Source organism: Pseudomonas sp. GW821-FHT02H06 (assembly GCF_059421525.1).
In genome coordinates this window covers 20,851-37,527 of the sequence record NZ_JBWKVD010000020.1, presented here as the reverse complement: position 1 = coordinate 37,527, position 16,677 = coordinate 20,851, and the positions used below count along the sequence as shown (strand labels likewise).

Here is a 16,677-nt window from a genome sequence, read left to right as displayed (position 1 = left end):
CCCTTCATGGCGTTCACTTCAGCTAATGCGAGCCTGCGCTTCGCCGACAGTGTATCGTTGCCAGCCCGCCACCCAGGCGCGCAATCCACGAAAGCCGATCTATCGTGAACACACCCATGACTCCCGCGACGCCCGCGCCGATGACTGACACCCCTCACCGCCAGGCTCATGCATTCGGACAGCCGCCCGCTCCAGCGATCGCCGAGGCGCAGACCCGCGCCGATCAGTGGATCATCTGTGAGCATTGCGACTCGGTCTATGAGGCCCTGCCCCTGAACAAAGGCGAGGCTGCCTACTGCCTGCGCTGCGCCGCGATTCTTCGCCGCAGTCACCGGATGACCGTCGAGCAACTGCTCGCCCTGACCATCGCCGCCTGCGTCCTGTTCATCTTCGCCAACGTATTCCCGGTCATCAGCATCAGCATGCAGGGCCTGCACAACGAGGTGACGCTGTGGGGATCGGTTCAGGCGCTGGCCCAGGGGCAGATCACACTGATCGCGCTGGTCGCGGGACTGGCCATCATTCTCGCGCCAGCGCTGCAGATTGCCTTGCTGTTCTGGGTGCTGGCCCACGCCCATCGCGGCGAGATCGCCCCCGGCTTCAAGATGTGCATGCGCACCCTCGAACACCTGCGCCCCTGGAGCATGCTGGAGGTGTGCCTGCTGGGGATTCTGGTGGCCATCGTCAAACTGGCGGGCATGCTGGACGTGCACGCGGGCGTCGGCCTCTGGGCCATGGCGATGCTGATGGTGCTGATCGTACTGATCGCTGGCAAAGACATCCGCCGTCTGTGGGACGAATTGGGAGTCGGACCTGAATGAACGGCATTCCCTACGCCCGCGAGTACAACGTCACCCTGTGTCACATCTGCAGTTACGTCTGCCCGGAAGACGCCCATGAATGCCCGCGCTGCGATTCACCGGTGCATCGGCGCAAGCCCAACAGCCTGACGCGGACCTGGGCCTTTCTGATTGCGGGGCTGATCTTCTACCTCCCGGCCAACCTGTTGCCGGTGATGTACACGACCATGCTCGGCAGCAGCAGCGAGAACACCATCATGAGCGGGGTCATCGAGTTCGCCGAAGGCGGCTCGTGGGACATCGCCATTCTGATTTTCATCGCCAGTGTGGTCGTGCCCTGCATCAAGTTTCTGGTGCTGGGGCTGTTACTGATCACGTGCCAGCGCCGCAGCACTTGGGCGATGCGCGAGCGTTCGCGGTTGTTCCGCTTCATTGAACTGATCGGCTACTGGTCCATGCTCGATGTGCTGGTGGTGGCGCTGGTGGCAGCGCTGGTGCAGTTTCGCGGGCTCAGCACCATCGAGCCGCGCCTTGGCATTCTGTTTTTTGGTTTGGTGGTGGTGATGACCATGCTTGCCGCCATGACGTTCGATCCCCGGCTAATCTGGGACGCAGAGGTTGAAGATGTCCGATAACACCCTACCCCCCTCCCCGCCGACCCGACCGCAGGTCAAGGCCCGCAAGGTGCGCGTTTCGCTGGTCTGGCTGGTGCCGATCGTCGCAGCCCTGATCGGCCTGTCGATGGTGGTTCATGACTTCCTCAACGTCGGCCCCAAAGTGGTGGTGAGCTTCCTCACGGCCGAGGGTCTGGAAGCCAAGAAAACCCAGGTCAAGTACAAGAACGTGGTCATCGGCATGGTCACCGACATCGAACTCAGCGATGACCGCACCCACGTGCTGGCGAGCATCGACCTGAACCAGTCGGCCGCGCCCTTCACCCGCGCCGACACGCAGTACTGGGTGGTGCGTCCGCGCATCGGCGCCCACGGCGTCACCGGCGTCGACACCCTGTTGTCGGGTGCTTTCATCGGCGCTGACGCCGGCAGCTCGGAAGAAACCAAAAAAGACTTCACCGGTCTGGAAACCCCGCCGGCCGTGACCTTCGGCGAGAAAGGCAAGCGCTTCATTCTGCACACCGACGACCTTGGCTCTCTGGACATCGGCTCGCCGGTGTACTTCCGCCGCATTCAGGTGGGTCAGGTGGTGGCCTACGAACTGGCGAAGGACGGCAAGGGCGTGGACGTCGAAATCTTCGTCGGCGCGCCAAACGATCAATTCGTCCTCGACGATTCACGCTTCTGGAACGCCAGCGGGGTAGACGTCACCCTCGGTGCTTCGGGCCTGAAAGTGTCGACCCAGTCCATGGCCTCGATCCTCTCCGGCGGTATCGCCTTCCGCGAACCCAAATACAGCCCGGACGCCAAACCAGCAAACGGCAACGCCGAATTCAAACTGTTCGAAGACCAAGCCACTGCACTGGCGCCGCCCGATGGCGAACCCAAATACATCCGCATGCGCTTCAACCAGTCGCTGCGCGGCCTGGTGGTCAATGCGCCGGTGGACTTCCTCGGCGTCAACGTGGGCCGCGTCGTGTCGGTGGACCTCGACTACGACCCGGCGACGGGCACGTTCCCCGGCATCGTTGGCGCGGTGATCTATCCGCAACGTCTGGGCGCAGCCAATGACAAGCTGAAGCAGCAGGCCGGCGGTGGCGATGACGAAGAACAGACCTCCAGGATCCTCGGCCAGTTCGTTGAGCGCGGGCTGCGGGCGCAAGTGCGCACCGGCAACCTGCTGACCGGCCAGCTTTACGTCGCGATGGATTTCGATCCGAAAGCGGCGAAGGTTGCCTACAACGCCAAGGCACGGCCACTGGAAATCCCGACCGTGCCCGGCAGCTTCGACAAACTGCAGGAGCAATTGCAGGCGTTCGTCGACAAGCTCGGCAAAATCCCCCTCGACGACCTGGCGAAGAACCTCAACGGCAGCCTGATCGAACTTCAGAAAACCATGAAGCAGGTCAACAGCGACGTCTTGCCTCAGATGCGCGGAGCCTTGCAGCAAGCGCAGAAAACCCTGGGCACGGCCAACGAAGCGCTGTCGGATGACTCGCCAGCACGTCAGCAACTGGGTCAGGCCATGGACGAAGTCCAGCGCACGGCGCGCTCGGTTCGCGTGTTGACCGACTTCCTCAGCCGCCATCCCGAATCGCTGATTCGCGGTCGCACCGGCGATGCGGCGCCCGGCTCGTACAAAGGATCTTCCTCTTCCCGCGAAATCGCTCCGGAGCCTGCTCAATGACCTTGCGTAACTCTCTTCTTGCCCTGGCCTGCGTGCTGGGGGTGACAGCCTGTGCTTCCACGCCAACCCATTACTACACGTTGATCGCGCCCGCGACCCAGGCTCCGGCGAATGCAAGTCCGGCGCCGTTCCAGTTTGAAATGCAGGCGGTGCTCATGGCGGTGCAGGTCGATCAGCCGCCGCTGGTCATCCGCCAGGGCAACGGCAGTCTGGCGATTCTGGAGAATGAGCGCTGGGGCGCGCCGTTGGGCGATGAGTTCCATGACGCGTTGACCGGCCAGCTCGAACGCCGCTTCGGGTCCCGAGACCTGGCGGGCTTGCCTAAACAAAGTGACCAGCCAGTGCTGTCGGTTCGCACTGACGTACGTCGCTTTGAGTCGGTACTGGACCAATACGCACTGATCGACGTGGTCTGGAACCTGAGCCTGCGCGGCAGCGGTGCCGGTCCGGGTAGCAAGCGGCAGACCCTCACCTGCAGCAGCGTCATTCGGCAACCGGCGGGCACCGGCATGGAAAGTCTGGTGGTCGCGCACCAGAAGGCTGTCTCGACGTTGGCCGATACCATCGCCCGCACCGCCACACAATGGGCGCGCCAATCCGACGCCCGCTGCCCGTCCTGACATCGAAAAAGCCGGGGCTCCAAGCCCCCCGGCCGTTCGCCGACCCGCCCTTTTCTCAGGACACTATTCAAAAACGCCCGCAAGTGACATCAAAAAATCTTCATTCGGATAGTTATCATACAACCGTTTGAGAAAACTCCTACAAGCCGGTATGTTTGGATCCTCTTTCCCACCGGATGGCAGTATTGTTCGGGGTGAATAGATAAAACCGCCTAAGCTGCACCCGTTTGCGTTGATCTGCTCATGCTCCTGTCGAGTCGATCCAGGAAGTCGCAACCAGCAGCTTAATGTCAGGGATCGTCAAATGGAGTTGAGCACATGAAAGGCATTGGCCTGAGACTCAGGCAGGAACGCAACAGACTGAAGCTGTCACAGAGCGCATTGGGCGCAATCGGAGGCGTCGAGACCAACGCGCAGGGCAATTACGAGAATGGCACCCGGTCGCCGAAAGCCGATTATCTGCTACGCATCGCCGAGGCCGGTGTCGACCTGAACTACGTCATGAGTGGCAACAGAGCATCGCCGGACGCAGTAAACAGATCACTGGTGATCGATCCTGAGGAAAGGCCGGATGTCTATCCCCATCTGACCAAAGTCACCCATCAGCTGCACCGTAATTTATACGGACTCATTGAGGCATCGCTGCAGCTGACGCAACTCATCGAAGTGCGCAACCACGACGCCCGGTTCAGCGAGGCAAAGGTGCAGCTGGAGACGATCCGGGTTGAAGCGCAGTCGCTGGCCCAGGCCACGATGAAGTTGATCTTCGAGACCTCGAAGCTGGTATAGGGCGGCTTCGCAGGAGATGAGGCTGTGTGGGGGACGCCTCCCCACACAGCGAACGACTGAGGACTTCGAATCAGCGACGCTTCAACCGGTCGATGATCACCGCGAGCAACAGGATCGTGCCGCGAATCACATACTGGTAAAACGTGTCGATATTCTTCAGGTTCATGGCGTTCTCGATGATTGCCAGAATCAACACCCCGGCGATGACATGGCGAATCATGCCGATGCCGCCGCTCAGGGACACCCCGCCCAGTACGCACGCGGAAATCACCGTCAGCTCGAAGCCCTGACCGATCATGGGCTGACCCGAGGTCATGCGCGAGGCCAGCACCACACCGGCCAACGCACCAATCAAGCCGTGGACTGCGAAGATGATGATCTTGGTTCGGTCAACGTGGACGCCTGCCAGCAACGCCGCTTCCTGGTTGCCACCGATGGCCAGCGTGTTGCGGCCGTAGGTGGTGTAATTCAGCAGCCAGCCGAAGAATACAAAGCACACGATCGTGATCAGGATCGGCACCGGCACGCCGAACAGCTGACCGTTGCCGAACACGAAGAAGGCCTCGTCGCCAACGCCCACCGCTTTACCGTTGGAGAAGATGTAGGCCAGGCCCCGGACGATCTGCATGGTCGCCAGCGTGGTAATCAGCGCGTTGATGCGCAGCTTGGCGATGACGATGCCGTTGATCAGCCCGACCAGCAAGCCCATGGCCAGCGCCGCCGATACACCCAGAAAAACGCTGTCGGTGTCGCGAATGACGATCCCGGCAATGACGCCAGAGCATGCCAGCACCGAACCGACCGACAGGTCGAAATGCCCGGAGGCCAGGCAGTAGAGCATGGTGCAGGCGGCGATGCCGACCGTGGAAATCGCCAGGCCCAGGCCGCGCATGTTCAGTGGTGACATGAAGTTGTCGATCAGCAGCGCACAGAGCACAAAAATGCCCAGGGCGGCCATGAGCATGGCCCAGTCGTCGACGAATCGACGCAGGTTCATGCCTTGGCGGGGAGCCGTCAGGCTGGATTCGGTAGACATACGCACCTCGTTCTTATTTTTCATAGCCAGTGTTCATAGCCAGGTTCAACCGCGCGTACGCGGCAATGCCAGTTGCAGAAGACGCTGTTCATTAGCCTCTTCGCGGGACAGCTCGCCGGTGATGGCGCCTTCACTCATGACCAGAATCCGATCGGAAATCCCCATGACCTCCATCAGGTCGCTGGACACCACGATGACCGCGATGCCATCAGCGGCGAGGTTGTGGATGATCTGATAGATCTCGGATTTCGCGCCGATGTCGATGCCGCGGGTGGGCTCGTCCAGCAGCAGGACCTTCATGGGCATCGACAGCCAGCGCCCCAGAATCGCCTTCTGCTGATTGCCACCTGACAGAAACAGCATCTGCTGCTCAGGCGAAGGCGTCTTGACGTTCATCGACTTGATCTGATGCCGCGCGTTGTCACGCTCCCAGCGCCCCTGGATCAGGCAACCCAGGCTGACGTGCCGAGGCCGCGCGCCGATGTTGATGTTTTCGGCGACGCTGGACAGCGGCACGATGCCTTCTTTCTTGCGGTCTTCCGGGCACAACAGAATGCCCGCGTCGATGGCGTCCCTAGGCGAACGCAGGTTCAGCGGCTTGCCTTCAAGCTGCAAGGTTCCGGCCTGACTGCGCGTCAGCCCCGAGAGCATGCGAAACATCTCCGTTCGACCGGCACCGACCAGGCCAAAGAAGCCGAGGATCTCGCCCTTCTCCACCGCAAAACTGGCGGGCTCCTGCAGGCCCGGGCCCATCAGGCCGGTCACTCGCAGGCTCGGTCCCTGATGCTGGCGCGTGCGGTAGTTGTAGATGTCCTGGATGTCGCGCCCGACCATGCAGGTGACGAGGCGGTCATGGTCCAGATCGGCCATGTCCTCGAAGGTGCGGACGAAGCGGCCGTCCTTGAACACGGTCACGGAGTCACAGACGCGGAAGATTTCTTCCATGCGGTGAGAGACATAGAGAATGACCCGACCTTCGTCCCGCAGCCGGGTAATGATCGCCATCAGCCGATCGATCTCCCGCGCCGACAGGCTGCTGGTGGGCTCGTCGAAGGCGATGACGTGGGCATTGCGCGACATGGCCTTGGCGATTTCCACCAGTTGCCGCTGCCCCAGAGAGAGATCACCCAGGCGCGTGTTCGGGTCGATCTCGTCGGCCAGGCCTTTGAGCAGCTCCCGCGCGCGACGGACCATGGCCCGACGGTTGATCATGCCCCAGCGATTGGGCATGTGACCGAGCAGCAGGTTTTCCGCCACCGACATTTCCGGAACCAGGTGCAGTTCCTGGTGAATCACCGCGACGCCGGCCGCGATGCTGTCTGCGGTGGATTTGAACGCCAGATGCTGATCGCCGATCTGCAGATCGCCACTGTTGGGCTGGTACGAGCCGCCGAGAATCTTCAGCAGCGTCGATTTACCTGCGCCGTTCTCGCCCATCAGCGCATGAACGCTGCCTGGCCGAGCTTCGAAATTGATGTCCGACAGCGCCTTCACACCGGGGAAGGTTTTACCGATCCCGTTGAAACGCAGGCTGCCGCCGTGCTGAACCTGTTGCTGAACCGATGCCTGTTGCATGAACCACCTCCACCCCGCCTCACCCTTGCCGGGTGGGACGGGGCCTCGCAGATATCCGCCTGATTTTCAGGCGTCCCGACTCGACTGCCGCGCTTACTTGTACAGACCGATCTTGGTCAGCACGTCCTTGAAGTTGGCGCGGGTGATCAGCGTCACGTCGTCCATCGCGGTGTATTTCGCAGGTTCTTTGCCGGTGGTGACCCACTCATACATCTGCAGGGCAGTGTTGTAGCCTTCTTTGTCGGGGCTGGGCAGCATCGACCCGAAGAAGCCGCTTTCCTTCTTCTTCAGCTCATCGATGGCGTCAGTGCCGTTGATGCCGATGCCGATCACGTTGGCCGCGGTGAAGCCAGCACCCGCTGTGGCGCGCACGCCGCCCAGAACGGTGTTGTCGTTCATGCCGCCGATGATGAGGTTTTTCGCCCCGCTTGGCAGTTTCGGCAGGGCCGCACCGGTGGAGTCCATACTGCCTGGCACGTCGAGGGTCTTTTGCGGCGCGAAGAGGATGTGATCCTCAGGCAGACCGGCTTTCTTCAAGGCGTCCACCGAACCGTCGGTGCGCTTCTTACCGGTGTCCAGCTCGTTGTAGGTGTTGATGATCGCGTAGGTTTCTTTCCAGTCCCACTTGCGGTTCTTTGCTTCGTCGGCCATGGCCGCGCCCTGTTTCTGGCCCACTTCGAACGCGGCCATCCCCAGATACGGCACGTCTTCCATGAACTTGCCTTTGGCGTCGACGAACCGGTCATCGACAGCCATGACTTTCAAATCGTTGGCCTTTGCTTTGGCGACGATGGACGGGCCGAGGGAAACATCAGGCGGGCAGATGACAAAACCCTTGGCGCCGTTGGCGGCAAGGCTGTCGATGGCAGAAAGGGTTTTTTCACCGTCGGGAACGGCGATTTTGATGACTTCGAAACCGTGGTCTTTACCGGCCTTTTCGGCAAACTGCCATTCGGTCTGGAACCAGGGCTCTTCAGCCTGCTTGACCAGAAAACCGATCTTGACCTTTTCGACGTCAGCGGCGGATACACCGGCGCTCATGCCCAGAATGGCGGTGGCAACAGCAGCACAGCACAGGGAACGAATCCCGTGGCGACTCAACATAGCTAACTCCTTATTTTTATTGACTAGCTACAGCGTTCAGCAGTGAGTGTCAGAGCGGCATGCAGCAGAAAACACCGCGCGCCGATCGACTGAAAACAGTCATATCATATTATCAATGAAGCCTATGTAACCGAGTGTCACACCTCCACGACGCAGGGTTTGGCTCACCCCGCAAAGCGGTGCGAGGCCATGCCCTTGATGCCAATTTCCATCTGAATCACAGCTCCATCCAGCGCCAGCGCGCCTTCTGCAGGTCGCGCGCTGGTGACAAACAACGTGGTCATGTCCGGCCCGCCGAAAACGCAGCTGGTCGGATGACTGACCGGCAGCTCGACGATCCGGTCGACGCTGCCATCGGGGGCAAAACGGATCAGGCAGCCGCCACCCCAGCGGGCGTTCCAGACAAAACCGTCTTCGTCCATCGCCGAGCCATCGGGTGCACCGCGAGAATGCTCATGGGCCCAGATCTCGCGGTCACCCAAAGAGTGATCGTCGTTGATCGGGTAACGATAGATCACGCCGTCCAGAGTATCGGCGGTCAGTACGGCAGAATCGTTTTCTGGCCAGACCAGCGTATTGACGATGCCTTGCCCACTGAGCAGAGGCGCGACTGAGGCATCACCGTCGACGCGGTAAAGCCCGCCGGATCGACGCTCGATCGGCAGGTCACCGCTCTCCTCGTCCAGGTTGTTCTGCATGGTCCCCAACCAGAGACGGCCATGCCGGTCGCAACGGGCTTCGTTGGCACGGTTGCCCGGCACGGGATCGGCGGCGCACAGCAGGGAAGTAACCGGTTTGTCGGACGGGGAATCAAGGTCGAGACGATGGACGCCGCTGGCCAGGGTGACCAATGCGTCGCCTGCCGTGGTGGGTATGAAGGCGGAGACCGGCTCGCTGAACTGCCAGTGGGACACCTCACCAGCGTGCAGGCGCAACGCGCGGAAGCCGGCAATGTCGACCCAGTACAACGCTTGGTGGGCGAGGTCCCAGAACGGCCCTTCGGCCAATTTGAAACGCTGGTCGCAGACCGGCAGCCATTTCATGGAAAATTTCCTGCTTATTATTGTAGGTCCGTGAGCCACTCAAAAAGCTCACCTGTAAAACGTCAAACGTTCCTGCTCAGGAATAGCGCGACAACGGTTGCTCCCGTGAACGCGCAATCACCTCACCGGCGTTTTCGATCAGGCTCATGCAGGCCCAGACACCCCGCGCCGAGTCACGGTTGGCAATGGCATCCGCCAGATCCTTATGCAGCGGCAAGGTTCTGCCGAGCTCTCCGGGTACCGCCGACGACACTTCGAACGAGATCGCCAGCAACGCCCCCAGTGCCGGCAACATCTGCTCGATGAACTGGTTATGACTCGCCGCGAGCACCGCTTCATGGAAGCGCTGATCCGCCGCGTTGTAATCACTCGAATCTGCCACGCTGGCCGCCAGCCGAACATAAGCCGCCTGAATCCCGGCAATCTGCTCCGGTGTCGCCCTTTCACAGGCCCAACGCACGGCCATCGGTTCAATGGCGCGCCTCAAATCCAGCAGGTCCAGCACAAAACTCTCCGGCAGGCCTTTCGCCGCCAGCCATCCCACGACCTGCGGGTCAAACAGATTCCAGCTGCGCACCGGCAATACCCGCGTGCCCACCTTGGGTCCGACTTCCAGCAACCCTTTGGCCACCAAGGTCTTGATGGCTTCGCGAATCACCGTCCGGCTGACCCCGAATTCTTCACCCAATGCCGCTTCAACCTTCAGCGACTGTCCCGGCATCACATTGCCTTGAGCAATCCAGGCTCCCAGGCGGTCTACCGTCGACGCGTGAAAACTGCTGCTCATTGATCCGCCCCTGTTCGCGGTGTGTTCCGCAGATCGAGGCTAATGATCATACGATTAGGCGTCAATCACCTGTACAGAAGGCCATTCCTGGGCTAGACCTTCCCGCATCGGGACGGACACTGCCTTCCGCCAAATAGTATTACAATTTATTTTTAAAGCGAGTGCTTTTGATCTATAACTCGAAATATCGGGGCCTTCCAAGCTGAATAGTATGACCAATCGCTAAATCCAGGCCATTGACGTACTGCTTGGCGGTAGCGCTTCGAGTAGTGAGGCTGATGCCTTCGGGCAACACCCCCGAAATACTCACATCAACACGCCTATAAAAACAAAAGGATCGACGCAATGAGAAAGACGCTTATCCCTGCCCTGGGCCTGTCGCTGATGGCCGCCGCCCTGCAAGTGCACGCCGTCGGACTGTCTACTGAACACGGCGCCTTCGGCAAACTCGCCGACGGCACCCCGGTCGAGAAATACACCCTGCGCAACAGCAAAGGCATGCAGGCCACGGTGATCACCTACGGCGGCACGCTGCAATCGCTGCTGGTCCCGGACAAGCACGGCAAGGCTGAGGATGTGGTACTGGGCTTCGATGACGTGGACGGCTACGTCAAAGGCACCGCATTTTTCGGCGCTACCATTGGCCGCTTCGGCAATCGTCTGGCAGGCGGCAAGTTCTCTCTGGATGGCAAGAGCTATCAGGTGCCGCTGAACGATAAGACCAACTCCCTGCACGGCGGCCCGAAAGGCTTCGACAAGCAGATCTGGAAGGCTGAGGAGGTCAAGGACAAAGGCTCGGTCGGGGTCAAACTGACGTACGTCTCGGTCGATGGCGAAATGGGTTTCCCCGGTACGCTGAAGACCGAAGTCACCTACAGCCTGAACGACAAGAACGAGCTGCGCATCCAGTACCACGCGACGACGGACAAACCGACCGTCCTCAACCTCACCAACCACAGCTACTTCAACCTGGCCGGCGCGGGTAACGGCGACATCCTGGATCAGGTGGCGGTGGTGCATGCTGCGCATTACACGCCGGTCAACGAGACGCTGATCCCGACCGGCGAGCTGCCGCCAGTCGCCGGCACACCGTTTGACTTCCTCAAGCCGGTCGCCTTCGGCAAGCGCATCCGTGAAGACAACCAGCAGCTCAAGTTCGCTGAAGCGACCCAGGGCGGCTACGACCACAACTGGGTGCTCGATAACAAGGGCAAGCTGTCGAATCTGGCCGCGGACGTGGTCGATCCGAAGTCGGGTCGCCGTCTGCAGCTGTTTACCACCGAGCCTGGGGTTCAGCTGTACACGGGCAACTTCCTCGACGGCACCGTCAAGGGCAAGGCCGGCAAGATCTATCCGCATTGGGGCGCGTTCACGCTGGAAACCCAACACTATCCGGATTCGCCTAACCAGCCGGCCTTCCCTTCCACGCGTCTGGACCCTGGCAAGGCTTACACCCAGACCACTGTGTTCAAATTCCTGACCAAGTGATCGTTTGAGTGTAAAACCGACGCGGCAGGGCGACTTCAAACGTCGCTTCTGTCGCACCGGCCACTGCTTCAAGCCGCCATACCGTCACTGAAACCGCTCAAAACCGGGTGTGCCATTCATTTGTGAGGGTTGAAGACCTTGGGATCATCGTTCTGTACTAAAGCTAACCATTTGGCTTAGAACGGTGATTTCGAGTGAATTTTCCTGACGGTGACGACTCAGTTACAAAGAGAGTGACTGATAGGGAGGTTTGCAAGCGTGGCACAGTACAAGCATTTCAGAATCGATTACCTGCTGCATGGCAGCTACAAAAGCTTCTACATCAGCGCTGAAGCCATGGATAACGCATCTGCCTGGCACTGGGCGTCGGTGGATGCCGGGTTTGGTCAGATTCCCAAATACCGCTCCGACCGGGTGCCGAAAGTGACCAAGCCGAAAGCCGAGCAACTGGGCTTGACCGATGTTGAGTGGGCTGAATCCTGATCAACCCATCAGGGCTTCTTCTCCTCTGAGTTTTCGCTGACCTTCCACCTGACTTTCCCCTGCGGAAATCTGCCTCGGCGGCGCGTCATCCTCGGCGCGCTGGCGGGCAGTCCAATGCCTGCCCCCCCTCGCTTAACCCCGCCCTTTTGAAGCTTGATCTGAAGGGAATTCTGACCATTAACTCGCTTCATCGACGCCATTGGCAAACCTGATCATTAAACGACCATTGCCGCTAACGCCTTGCAATCACTGGCTTACAGAAACTTATCCACAGAGATATTCACGCTTTCCGTGGACAACTATTTCAACGATATAGCGTTGACTTTGTTACCCTTTCCGGCCTAGCCAGCGTTGAGAGAAAGCCCTCCAAACCCACGATTTCAGGCCTCAAGCGGCGCTGAGCACTCGCGCCAGTGTCGCCTTGACCTTGCCGATGCCATCGTGCAAAGCCTGCTCGATTTCCGCCATCGTGATGACCGCCGCCGACTTGCCTGCGGCCGGATTCACCACCAGCGCCAGGCAGGCATATTCCAGCTCAAGCTCACGCGCCAGTGCAGCTTCCGGCATGCCAGTCATGCCAACGATGTCGCAGCCGTCCCGCTCGAGCCGCGCAATCTCGGCCACTGTTTCCAGCCGTGGTCCCTGGGTGCAGGCATACACGCCGAAATCGCTGTGGGCGCAGCCTTCGGCCGCCAGCGCGGCAATCAGTCGGGCCCGCAATGGCGCGCTGTAGGGGAAGCTGAAATCGATGTGGGTCACGTGCTCCAGATCATCGGCAAAAAAGGTGTGCTCGCGGCCGCTGGTGTAGTCCACCAGATCGTGGGGGACACAGAAATGGCCAGTGCCCATGTCAGGGTGAATCCCGCCCACGGCGTTGACCGCCAGGATCGCTTCGGCGCCGGCCTGCTTCAGGGCCCAGATGTTGGCGCGGTAGTTGACCTTGTGCGGCGGAAAGCGGTGCGGGTGCCCGTGACGAGCCAGGAACATCACCTCACGGCCGGCGTATTCGCCGAGATGGATATCGCCTGACGGCGCGCCGTATGGGGTATTCACTGACAAGGACTGACGGATCGTCAGCCCTTCGAGTTGGGTCAGGCCGGTGCCGCCGATAATCGCGTAAACAGTCATGGGAGTTCCTTATTCGATCAGTTGAGCGGCGCGCAGGGCGGTCAGCGCCGCCAGCCAGCGGGGATGCTGCCGGTATTCGGTGGACGCCATGCCCTGCCCGCGCATTCTGTGAAGCCGCGCCGCCGGCGGCGAGACCTTCAAGCGCTGCGCCGCGCTCAATGCCAACTCAGCCGCCGCGCGGTCGTTGCACACCAGGCCCATGTCACAGCCGGCCGTAAGCGCCGCCTCGATGCGACTGGCGGCGTCACCCACGACATGGGCGCCAGCCATCGACAGGTCATCGCTGAAAATCACGCCATCGAAACCCAGCTCGCCGCGCAGGATGTCCTGCAGCCAGCGGCGGGAAAAGCCTGCCGGCTGCGAATCGACCTGGGGATAGATCACGTGGGCGGGCATGACCGCTGCGAGGTGTTTGCTCAAGCGCTGAAAAGGCACCAGGTCACTGGCACGGATCGTTTCAAGACTGCGCTCGTCATTGGGGATGGCCACGTGGGAGTCGGCCTCGGCCCAGCCGTGCCCGGGGAAATGCTTGCCGGTGGCCGCCATGCCCGCTGCGTTCATGCCACGGATAAAAGCGCCGGCCAGTAGCGCCGCGCGCTCGGGATCGCCTTCGAACGACCGGGTGCCGACGACCGCGCTGCGCTGATAATCCAGATCCAGCACCGGCGCAAAGCTAAGGTCCAACCCCACCGCCAGCACTTCGGTTGCCATCAGCCAGCCGCAATGCTCGGCGAGGCTTTCTGCATTCGGATGGCCGGCAATGGCGCGCATCGGCGGCAACCGCACAAAGCCCTGGCGCAGGCGCTGGACACGTCCACCCTCTTGATCGACGGCGAGCAGCAACTCGGGACGAATGGCGTGGATGGATGCGCAGAGTTCACGAACTTGCCGTGGGCTCTCGATGTTGCGCGCGAAAATAATCAGGCCGCCCACTTCGGGCTGACGCAGAAACTGACGGTCTTCGGAGGTCAGCCAGGTACCGGCGACGTCCACCATCAGGGAGCCTTGCAGGCCAGAACTCATAGGAAGATCCTTCAACAACCAATGCTCAGGCCGGCATGGTGCGGGATCGAAGGATGTGATGCAAATTACGCCACCGCCAGCCCGTGGCGCGCCTCAGACCTTGGCAGGTGCCGGTGTCGAGGTTTTGGTACGGGGCCGAAGTTGCGCGGTGAGCATGGCCGTGTCGGTGACGCCCGTTTCGGCGCGCATGCCGGCCGCCAGAAACGGCACCATCAGGCGCATGACCTGCTCGATGGACGTGTTGACCCCGAAATCGGTCTCCGCAATGGCGCGCAGCGCCTTGATGCCGGACATGCTGAAGGCCGCAGCGCCCAACATGAAGTGGACCCGCCAGAACAGCTCGATGGGAGGAATGCGCGGGGCTGCTTCGTTGACCAACAGCATGTAACGGCGGAACACCTTGCCGTACATGTCTTCGAGATAACGCCGCAAATGGCCCTGGCTCTGGCTGAACGCGAGGCCTAGCAGGCGCATGAAGATGGACAGGTCATTGTTGCTGCGCGGCTGAACCACCAGCGCCTGCTCAACGAGGATTTCAAGAAGCTCTTCAAGGGTCGGCTTGTGTTCAGGCTTGGCCTGGCGGCGCTCCAGCTCGCGGTCGAGACTGACGCAGAACGGCCCGAGGAAGCGGGAGAACACCGCTTGAATAAGGGCCTTCTTGGAACCGAAGTGGTAATTCACCGCTGCCAGATTGACTGACGCCTTGCTGGTGATCAGCCGCAACGAGGTTTCGGCAAAACCTTTCTCGGCAAATAGCTGCTCCGCTGCATCGAGAATTCGTTCAACTGTTTCCGACTGAGCCATGGTTCAACGCCTGACAAACACGTGTTTGAAACATACGTTTCATACACAGCACTGTCAACCCTGAGCGTCCGCTTTCTGTCCATGCGGTCACGGCATTTAACCATACAAACCGGGGCCTGTAGCCACTTATGAAGGGGGCGCACCGCAGGCTGGGCAAAAAGGACCATTGCCAAGACCCAAGCACTGTATATAATCCCAGTCACTGTATAAAAAGCCAGAGCGATGCACATGATCAAACTGACGTCACGCCAAGCCGAGATTCTGGACTTCATCAAGCGCTGCCTCGAAGACAACGGCTACCCGCCGACCCGCGCTGAAATCGCTCAGGAGCTGGGCTTCAAATCGCCCAATGCTGCCGAAGAACACTTGAAAGCACTCGCCCGCAAAGGCGCCATCGAAATGACTCCGGGCGCCTCCCGCGGCATTCGTATCCCCGGCTTCGAAGCCAAGCCCGATGACAGCGGCCTGCCGATCATTGGTCGCGTCGCAGCCGGCGCGCCGATCCTGGCCCAGCAGCACATCGAAGAATCCCTCGCCATCAACCCGGCCTTCTTTCACCCCAGCGCGGATTACCTGCTGCGTGTTCACGGCATGAGCATGAAAGACGTCGGAATTCTCGACGGCGACCTGCTGGCCGTCCATACCACCCGCGAAGCACGCAACGGCCAGATCGTTGTGGCGCGAATCGGTGATGAAGTGACAGTTAAACGCTTCAAACGCGAAGGCAACAAGGTCTGGCTGCTGGCCGAAAACGCCGACTTCGCACCGATCGAAGTGAATCTCAAAGATCAGGATCTTGTCATTGAAGGCTTGAGCGTCGGCGTGATTCGTCGATAAGGAGAACGTAGATGCAGTTCCCACAGACACCGCAACAACATGCACAACTGCCCCTGTTCGAAGCATTCATGGCACCCGGCGTGCCCATGCTCGACGTTCCGCTGTTGCAGGTCCCGACCCTGGCAGAGATTGCCGAGTCGCCCTGGAGCAACGAACCGGAAGCCTTTAGTGAAGTGTCATTGCGCGGCGCTGCCGGGAACTGCCTCAACCTGTTGGCCCCGATCCTGCGTGAGTTGAGTGAGGACACCAACGACCGCTGGCTGACCCTGGTTGCACCACCCGCCAGCGTGACCCAGGCGTGGCTGCGTGACGCGGGTCTGAATCGGGAACGCATTATTCTGATGCACCCGCGCGGGACGCAGAGTGCGCTGGAACTGACCCGTGAGGTGTTGCGCCTGGGCCGCAGTCATACGGTGGTCAGCTGGATCAATCCCATCTCAGGCAGTGCGCGCCAGCAACTGGCCAGCGCAGCACGTATCGGCGATGCGCAGAGCCTCAACATTCGTCTGGGCTAGGCACGTCGGCAGAACTATTCAGGGTATTTGGAGCGTGTAGGTGCTTCTTGCGAATCGAGAAGCGGAACGGCGTGTGGGCGAGCTGCGAATCCTGAGGATCAGTGCAGCACGCGCGGCCCTTCTTCATCCTTGGTCAATTCGCCTTCGGCCAGCCGCCCCGCCATCTGTACACCGACGCTGAGCATCGCCTTGGCGACTTCAACGTGCTGACCCTGCAAGAACGCCTTGGCGTCTTCCGAAAAATTCAGGGTGACCAGCGATCCTTCATCTTCGGCGCGGCGCAGCTCGATGCGACCGTCAGGCAGTTCAACAATTTCCAGAAACGAAGTTGGCATCAGGGCAGT

The 16,677-nt window shown here is 60.6% G+C and carries 18 protein-coding genes; 9 read left to right on the top strand and 9 right to left on the bottom strand.

Going from position 1 to position 16,677, the window contains the following annotated elements:
- The first annotated feature begins 116 nt into the window (after positions 1 to 116).
- From AC07VF_RS23660 to AC07VF_RS23640, 5 genes are all read left to right on the top strand, one after another.
- Positions 117 to 821, top strand: coding sequence for a paraquat-inducible protein A (locus tag AC07VF_RS23660; RefSeq protein WP_495009759.1), 705 nt, complete (start codon positions 117 to 119; stop codon positions 819 to 821).
- Positions 818 to 1,435 carry a paraquat-inducible protein A gene (locus AC07VF_RS23655; RefSeq protein WP_192172381.1) on the top strand — a complete coding sequence of 206 codons (618 nt, stop codon included), beginning with the start codon at positions 818 to 820 and terminating at the stop codon, positions 1,433 to 1,435. The genes AC07VF_RS23660 and AC07VF_RS23655 overlap by 4 nt, the downstream gene beginning before the upstream one ends.
- The gene (locus AC07VF_RS23650) at positions 1,425 to 3,101 is read left to right on the top strand and encodes a PqiB family protein (protein ID WP_346628885.1); all 1,677 of its coding nucleotides are present in this window, start codon (positions 1,425 to 1,427) and stop codon (positions 3,099 to 3,101) included. The genes AC07VF_RS23655 and AC07VF_RS23650 overlap by 11 nt, the downstream gene beginning before the upstream one ends.
- Positions 3,098 to 3,721 (top strand): PqiC family protein, encoded by a 624-nt coding sequence (locus tag AC07VF_RS23645; protein ID WP_346627812.1) that lies wholly within the window; start codon positions 3,098 to 3,100, stop codon positions 3,719 to 3,721. Before AC07VF_RS23650 ends, AC07VF_RS23645 begins: the two co-directional genes overlap by 4 nt.
- A gap of 318 nt (positions 3,722 to 4,039) precedes the next feature.
- A complete protein-coding gene (locus AC07VF_RS23640) occupies positions 4,040 to 4,510 on the top strand; it encodes a helix-turn-helix domain-containing protein (protein ID WP_192172378.1) in 471 nt (156 codons plus the stop codon).
- Between the two features lie 70 nt (positions 4,511 to 4,580).
- Here the strand turns inward: AC07VF_RS23640 and araH are convergent, their stop codons facing one another.
- The 5 genes from araH to AC07VF_RS23615 form a co-directional block, all read right to left on the bottom strand.
- Entirely contained in the window at positions 4,581 to 5,546 is a 966-nt protein-coding gene (gene araH, locus AC07VF_RS23635; protein ID WP_166650464.1) for an L-arabinose ABC transporter permease AraH, read from the bottom strand.
- A gap of 45 nt (positions 5,547 to 5,591) precedes the next feature.
- Positions 5,592 to 7,121, bottom strand: a complete 1,530-nt coding sequence (gene araG, locus AC07VF_RS23630; protein WP_495009760.1) for an L-arabinose ABC transporter ATP-binding protein AraG — start codon at positions 7,119 to 7,121, stop codon at positions 5,592 to 5,594.
- A gap of 93 nt (positions 7,122 to 7,214) precedes the next feature.
- Positions 7,215 to 8,225 carry a substrate-binding domain-containing protein gene (locus AC07VF_RS23625; RefSeq protein ID WP_282371908.1) on the bottom strand — a complete coding sequence of 337 codons (1,011 nt, stop codon included), beginning with the start codon at positions 8,223 to 8,225 and terminating at the stop codon, positions 7,215 to 7,217.
- Between the two features lie 164 nt (positions 8,226 to 8,389).
- Positions 8,390 to 9,268 carry an SMP-30/gluconolactonase/LRE family protein gene (locus AC07VF_RS23620; RefSeq protein ID WP_495009761.1) on the bottom strand — a complete coding sequence of 293 codons (879 nt, stop codon included), beginning with the start codon at positions 9,266 to 9,268 and terminating at the stop codon, positions 8,390 to 8,392.
- Positions 9,269 to 9,344: 76 nt separating this feature from the next.
- Complete coding sequence (locus tag AC07VF_RS23615; protein WP_192172374.1) at positions 9,345 to 10,055, bottom strand: FadR/GntR family transcriptional regulator; 711 nt, start codon at positions 10,053 to 10,055, stop codon at positions 9,345 to 9,347.
- A 345-nt stretch (positions 10,056 to 10,400) separates the two neighbouring features.
- Between AC07VF_RS23615 and AC07VF_RS23610 the strand changes: the two genes are divergently transcribed.
- Both AC07VF_RS23610 and AC07VF_RS23605 read left to right on the top strand, forming a co-directional pair.
- Positions 10,401 to 11,543, top strand: a complete 1,143-nt coding sequence (locus tag AC07VF_RS23610) for an aldose epimerase family protein (protein ID WP_495009762.1) — start codon at positions 10,401 to 10,403, stop codon at positions 11,541 to 11,543.
- Positions 11,544 to 11,801: 258 nt separating this feature from the next.
- A complete protein-coding gene (locus tag AC07VF_RS23605; RefSeq protein ID WP_037011182.1) occupies positions 11,802 to 12,026 on the top strand; it encodes a DUF6555 family protein in 225 nt (74 codons plus the stop codon).
- A 387-nt stretch (positions 12,027 to 12,413) separates the two neighbouring features.
- Here the strand turns inward: AC07VF_RS23605 and AC07VF_RS23600 are convergent, their stop codons facing one another.
- The 3 genes from AC07VF_RS23600 to psrA all read right to left on the bottom strand — a co-directional run bounded on the left by AC07VF_RS23600 (position 12,414) and on the right by psrA (position 14,981).
- Complete coding sequence (locus tag AC07VF_RS23600) at positions 12,414 to 13,154, bottom strand: S-methyl-5'-thioinosine phosphorylase (RefSeq protein ID WP_346627816.1); 741 nt, start codon at positions 13,152 to 13,154, stop codon at positions 12,414 to 12,416.
- A 9-nt stretch (positions 13,155 to 13,163) separates the two neighbouring features.
- Positions 13,164 to 14,165 carry a beta-N-acetylhexosaminidase gene (gene nagZ / locus AC07VF_RS23595; protein ID WP_192172619.1) on the bottom strand — a complete coding sequence of 334 codons (1,002 nt, stop codon included), beginning with the start codon at positions 14,163 to 14,165 and terminating at the stop codon, positions 13,164 to 13,166.
- A 105-nt stretch (positions 14,166 to 14,270) separates the two neighbouring features.
- Positions 14,271 to 14,981 carry a transcriptional regulator PsrA gene (gene psrA / locus AC07VF_RS23590; protein WP_192172371.1) on the bottom strand — a complete coding sequence of 237 codons (711 nt, stop codon included), beginning with the start codon at positions 14,979 to 14,981 and terminating at the stop codon, positions 14,271 to 14,273.
- 228 nt (positions 14,982 to 15,209) lie between these two features.
- Here psrA and lexA point away from each other — a divergent pair, with 228 nt between their 5' ends.
- Both lexA and sulA read left to right on the top strand, forming a co-directional pair.
- On the top strand, positions 15,210 to 15,818 hold the full coding sequence (gene lexA, locus AC07VF_RS23585; protein WP_065988571.1) for a transcriptional repressor LexA: 609 nt from the start codon (positions 15,210 to 15,212) through the stop codon (positions 15,816 to 15,818).
- Positions 15,819 to 15,829: 11 nt separating this feature from the next.
- The gene (sulA, locus tag AC07VF_RS23580; RefSeq protein WP_192172370.1) at positions 15,830 to 16,333 is read left to right on the top strand and encodes an SOS-induced cell division inhibitor SulA; all 504 of its coding nucleotides are present in this window, start codon (positions 15,830 to 15,832) and stop codon (positions 16,331 to 16,333) included.
- A gap of 98 nt (positions 16,334 to 16,431) precedes the next feature.
- Here the strand turns inward: sulA and AC07VF_RS23575 are convergent, their stop codons facing one another.
- A complete protein-coding gene (locus tag AC07VF_RS23575; RefSeq protein WP_037011193.1) occupies positions 16,432 to 16,668 on the bottom strand; it encodes a hypothetical protein in 237 nt (78 codons plus the stop codon).
- Between the last annotated feature and the right edge of the window lie 9 nt (positions 16,669 to 16,677).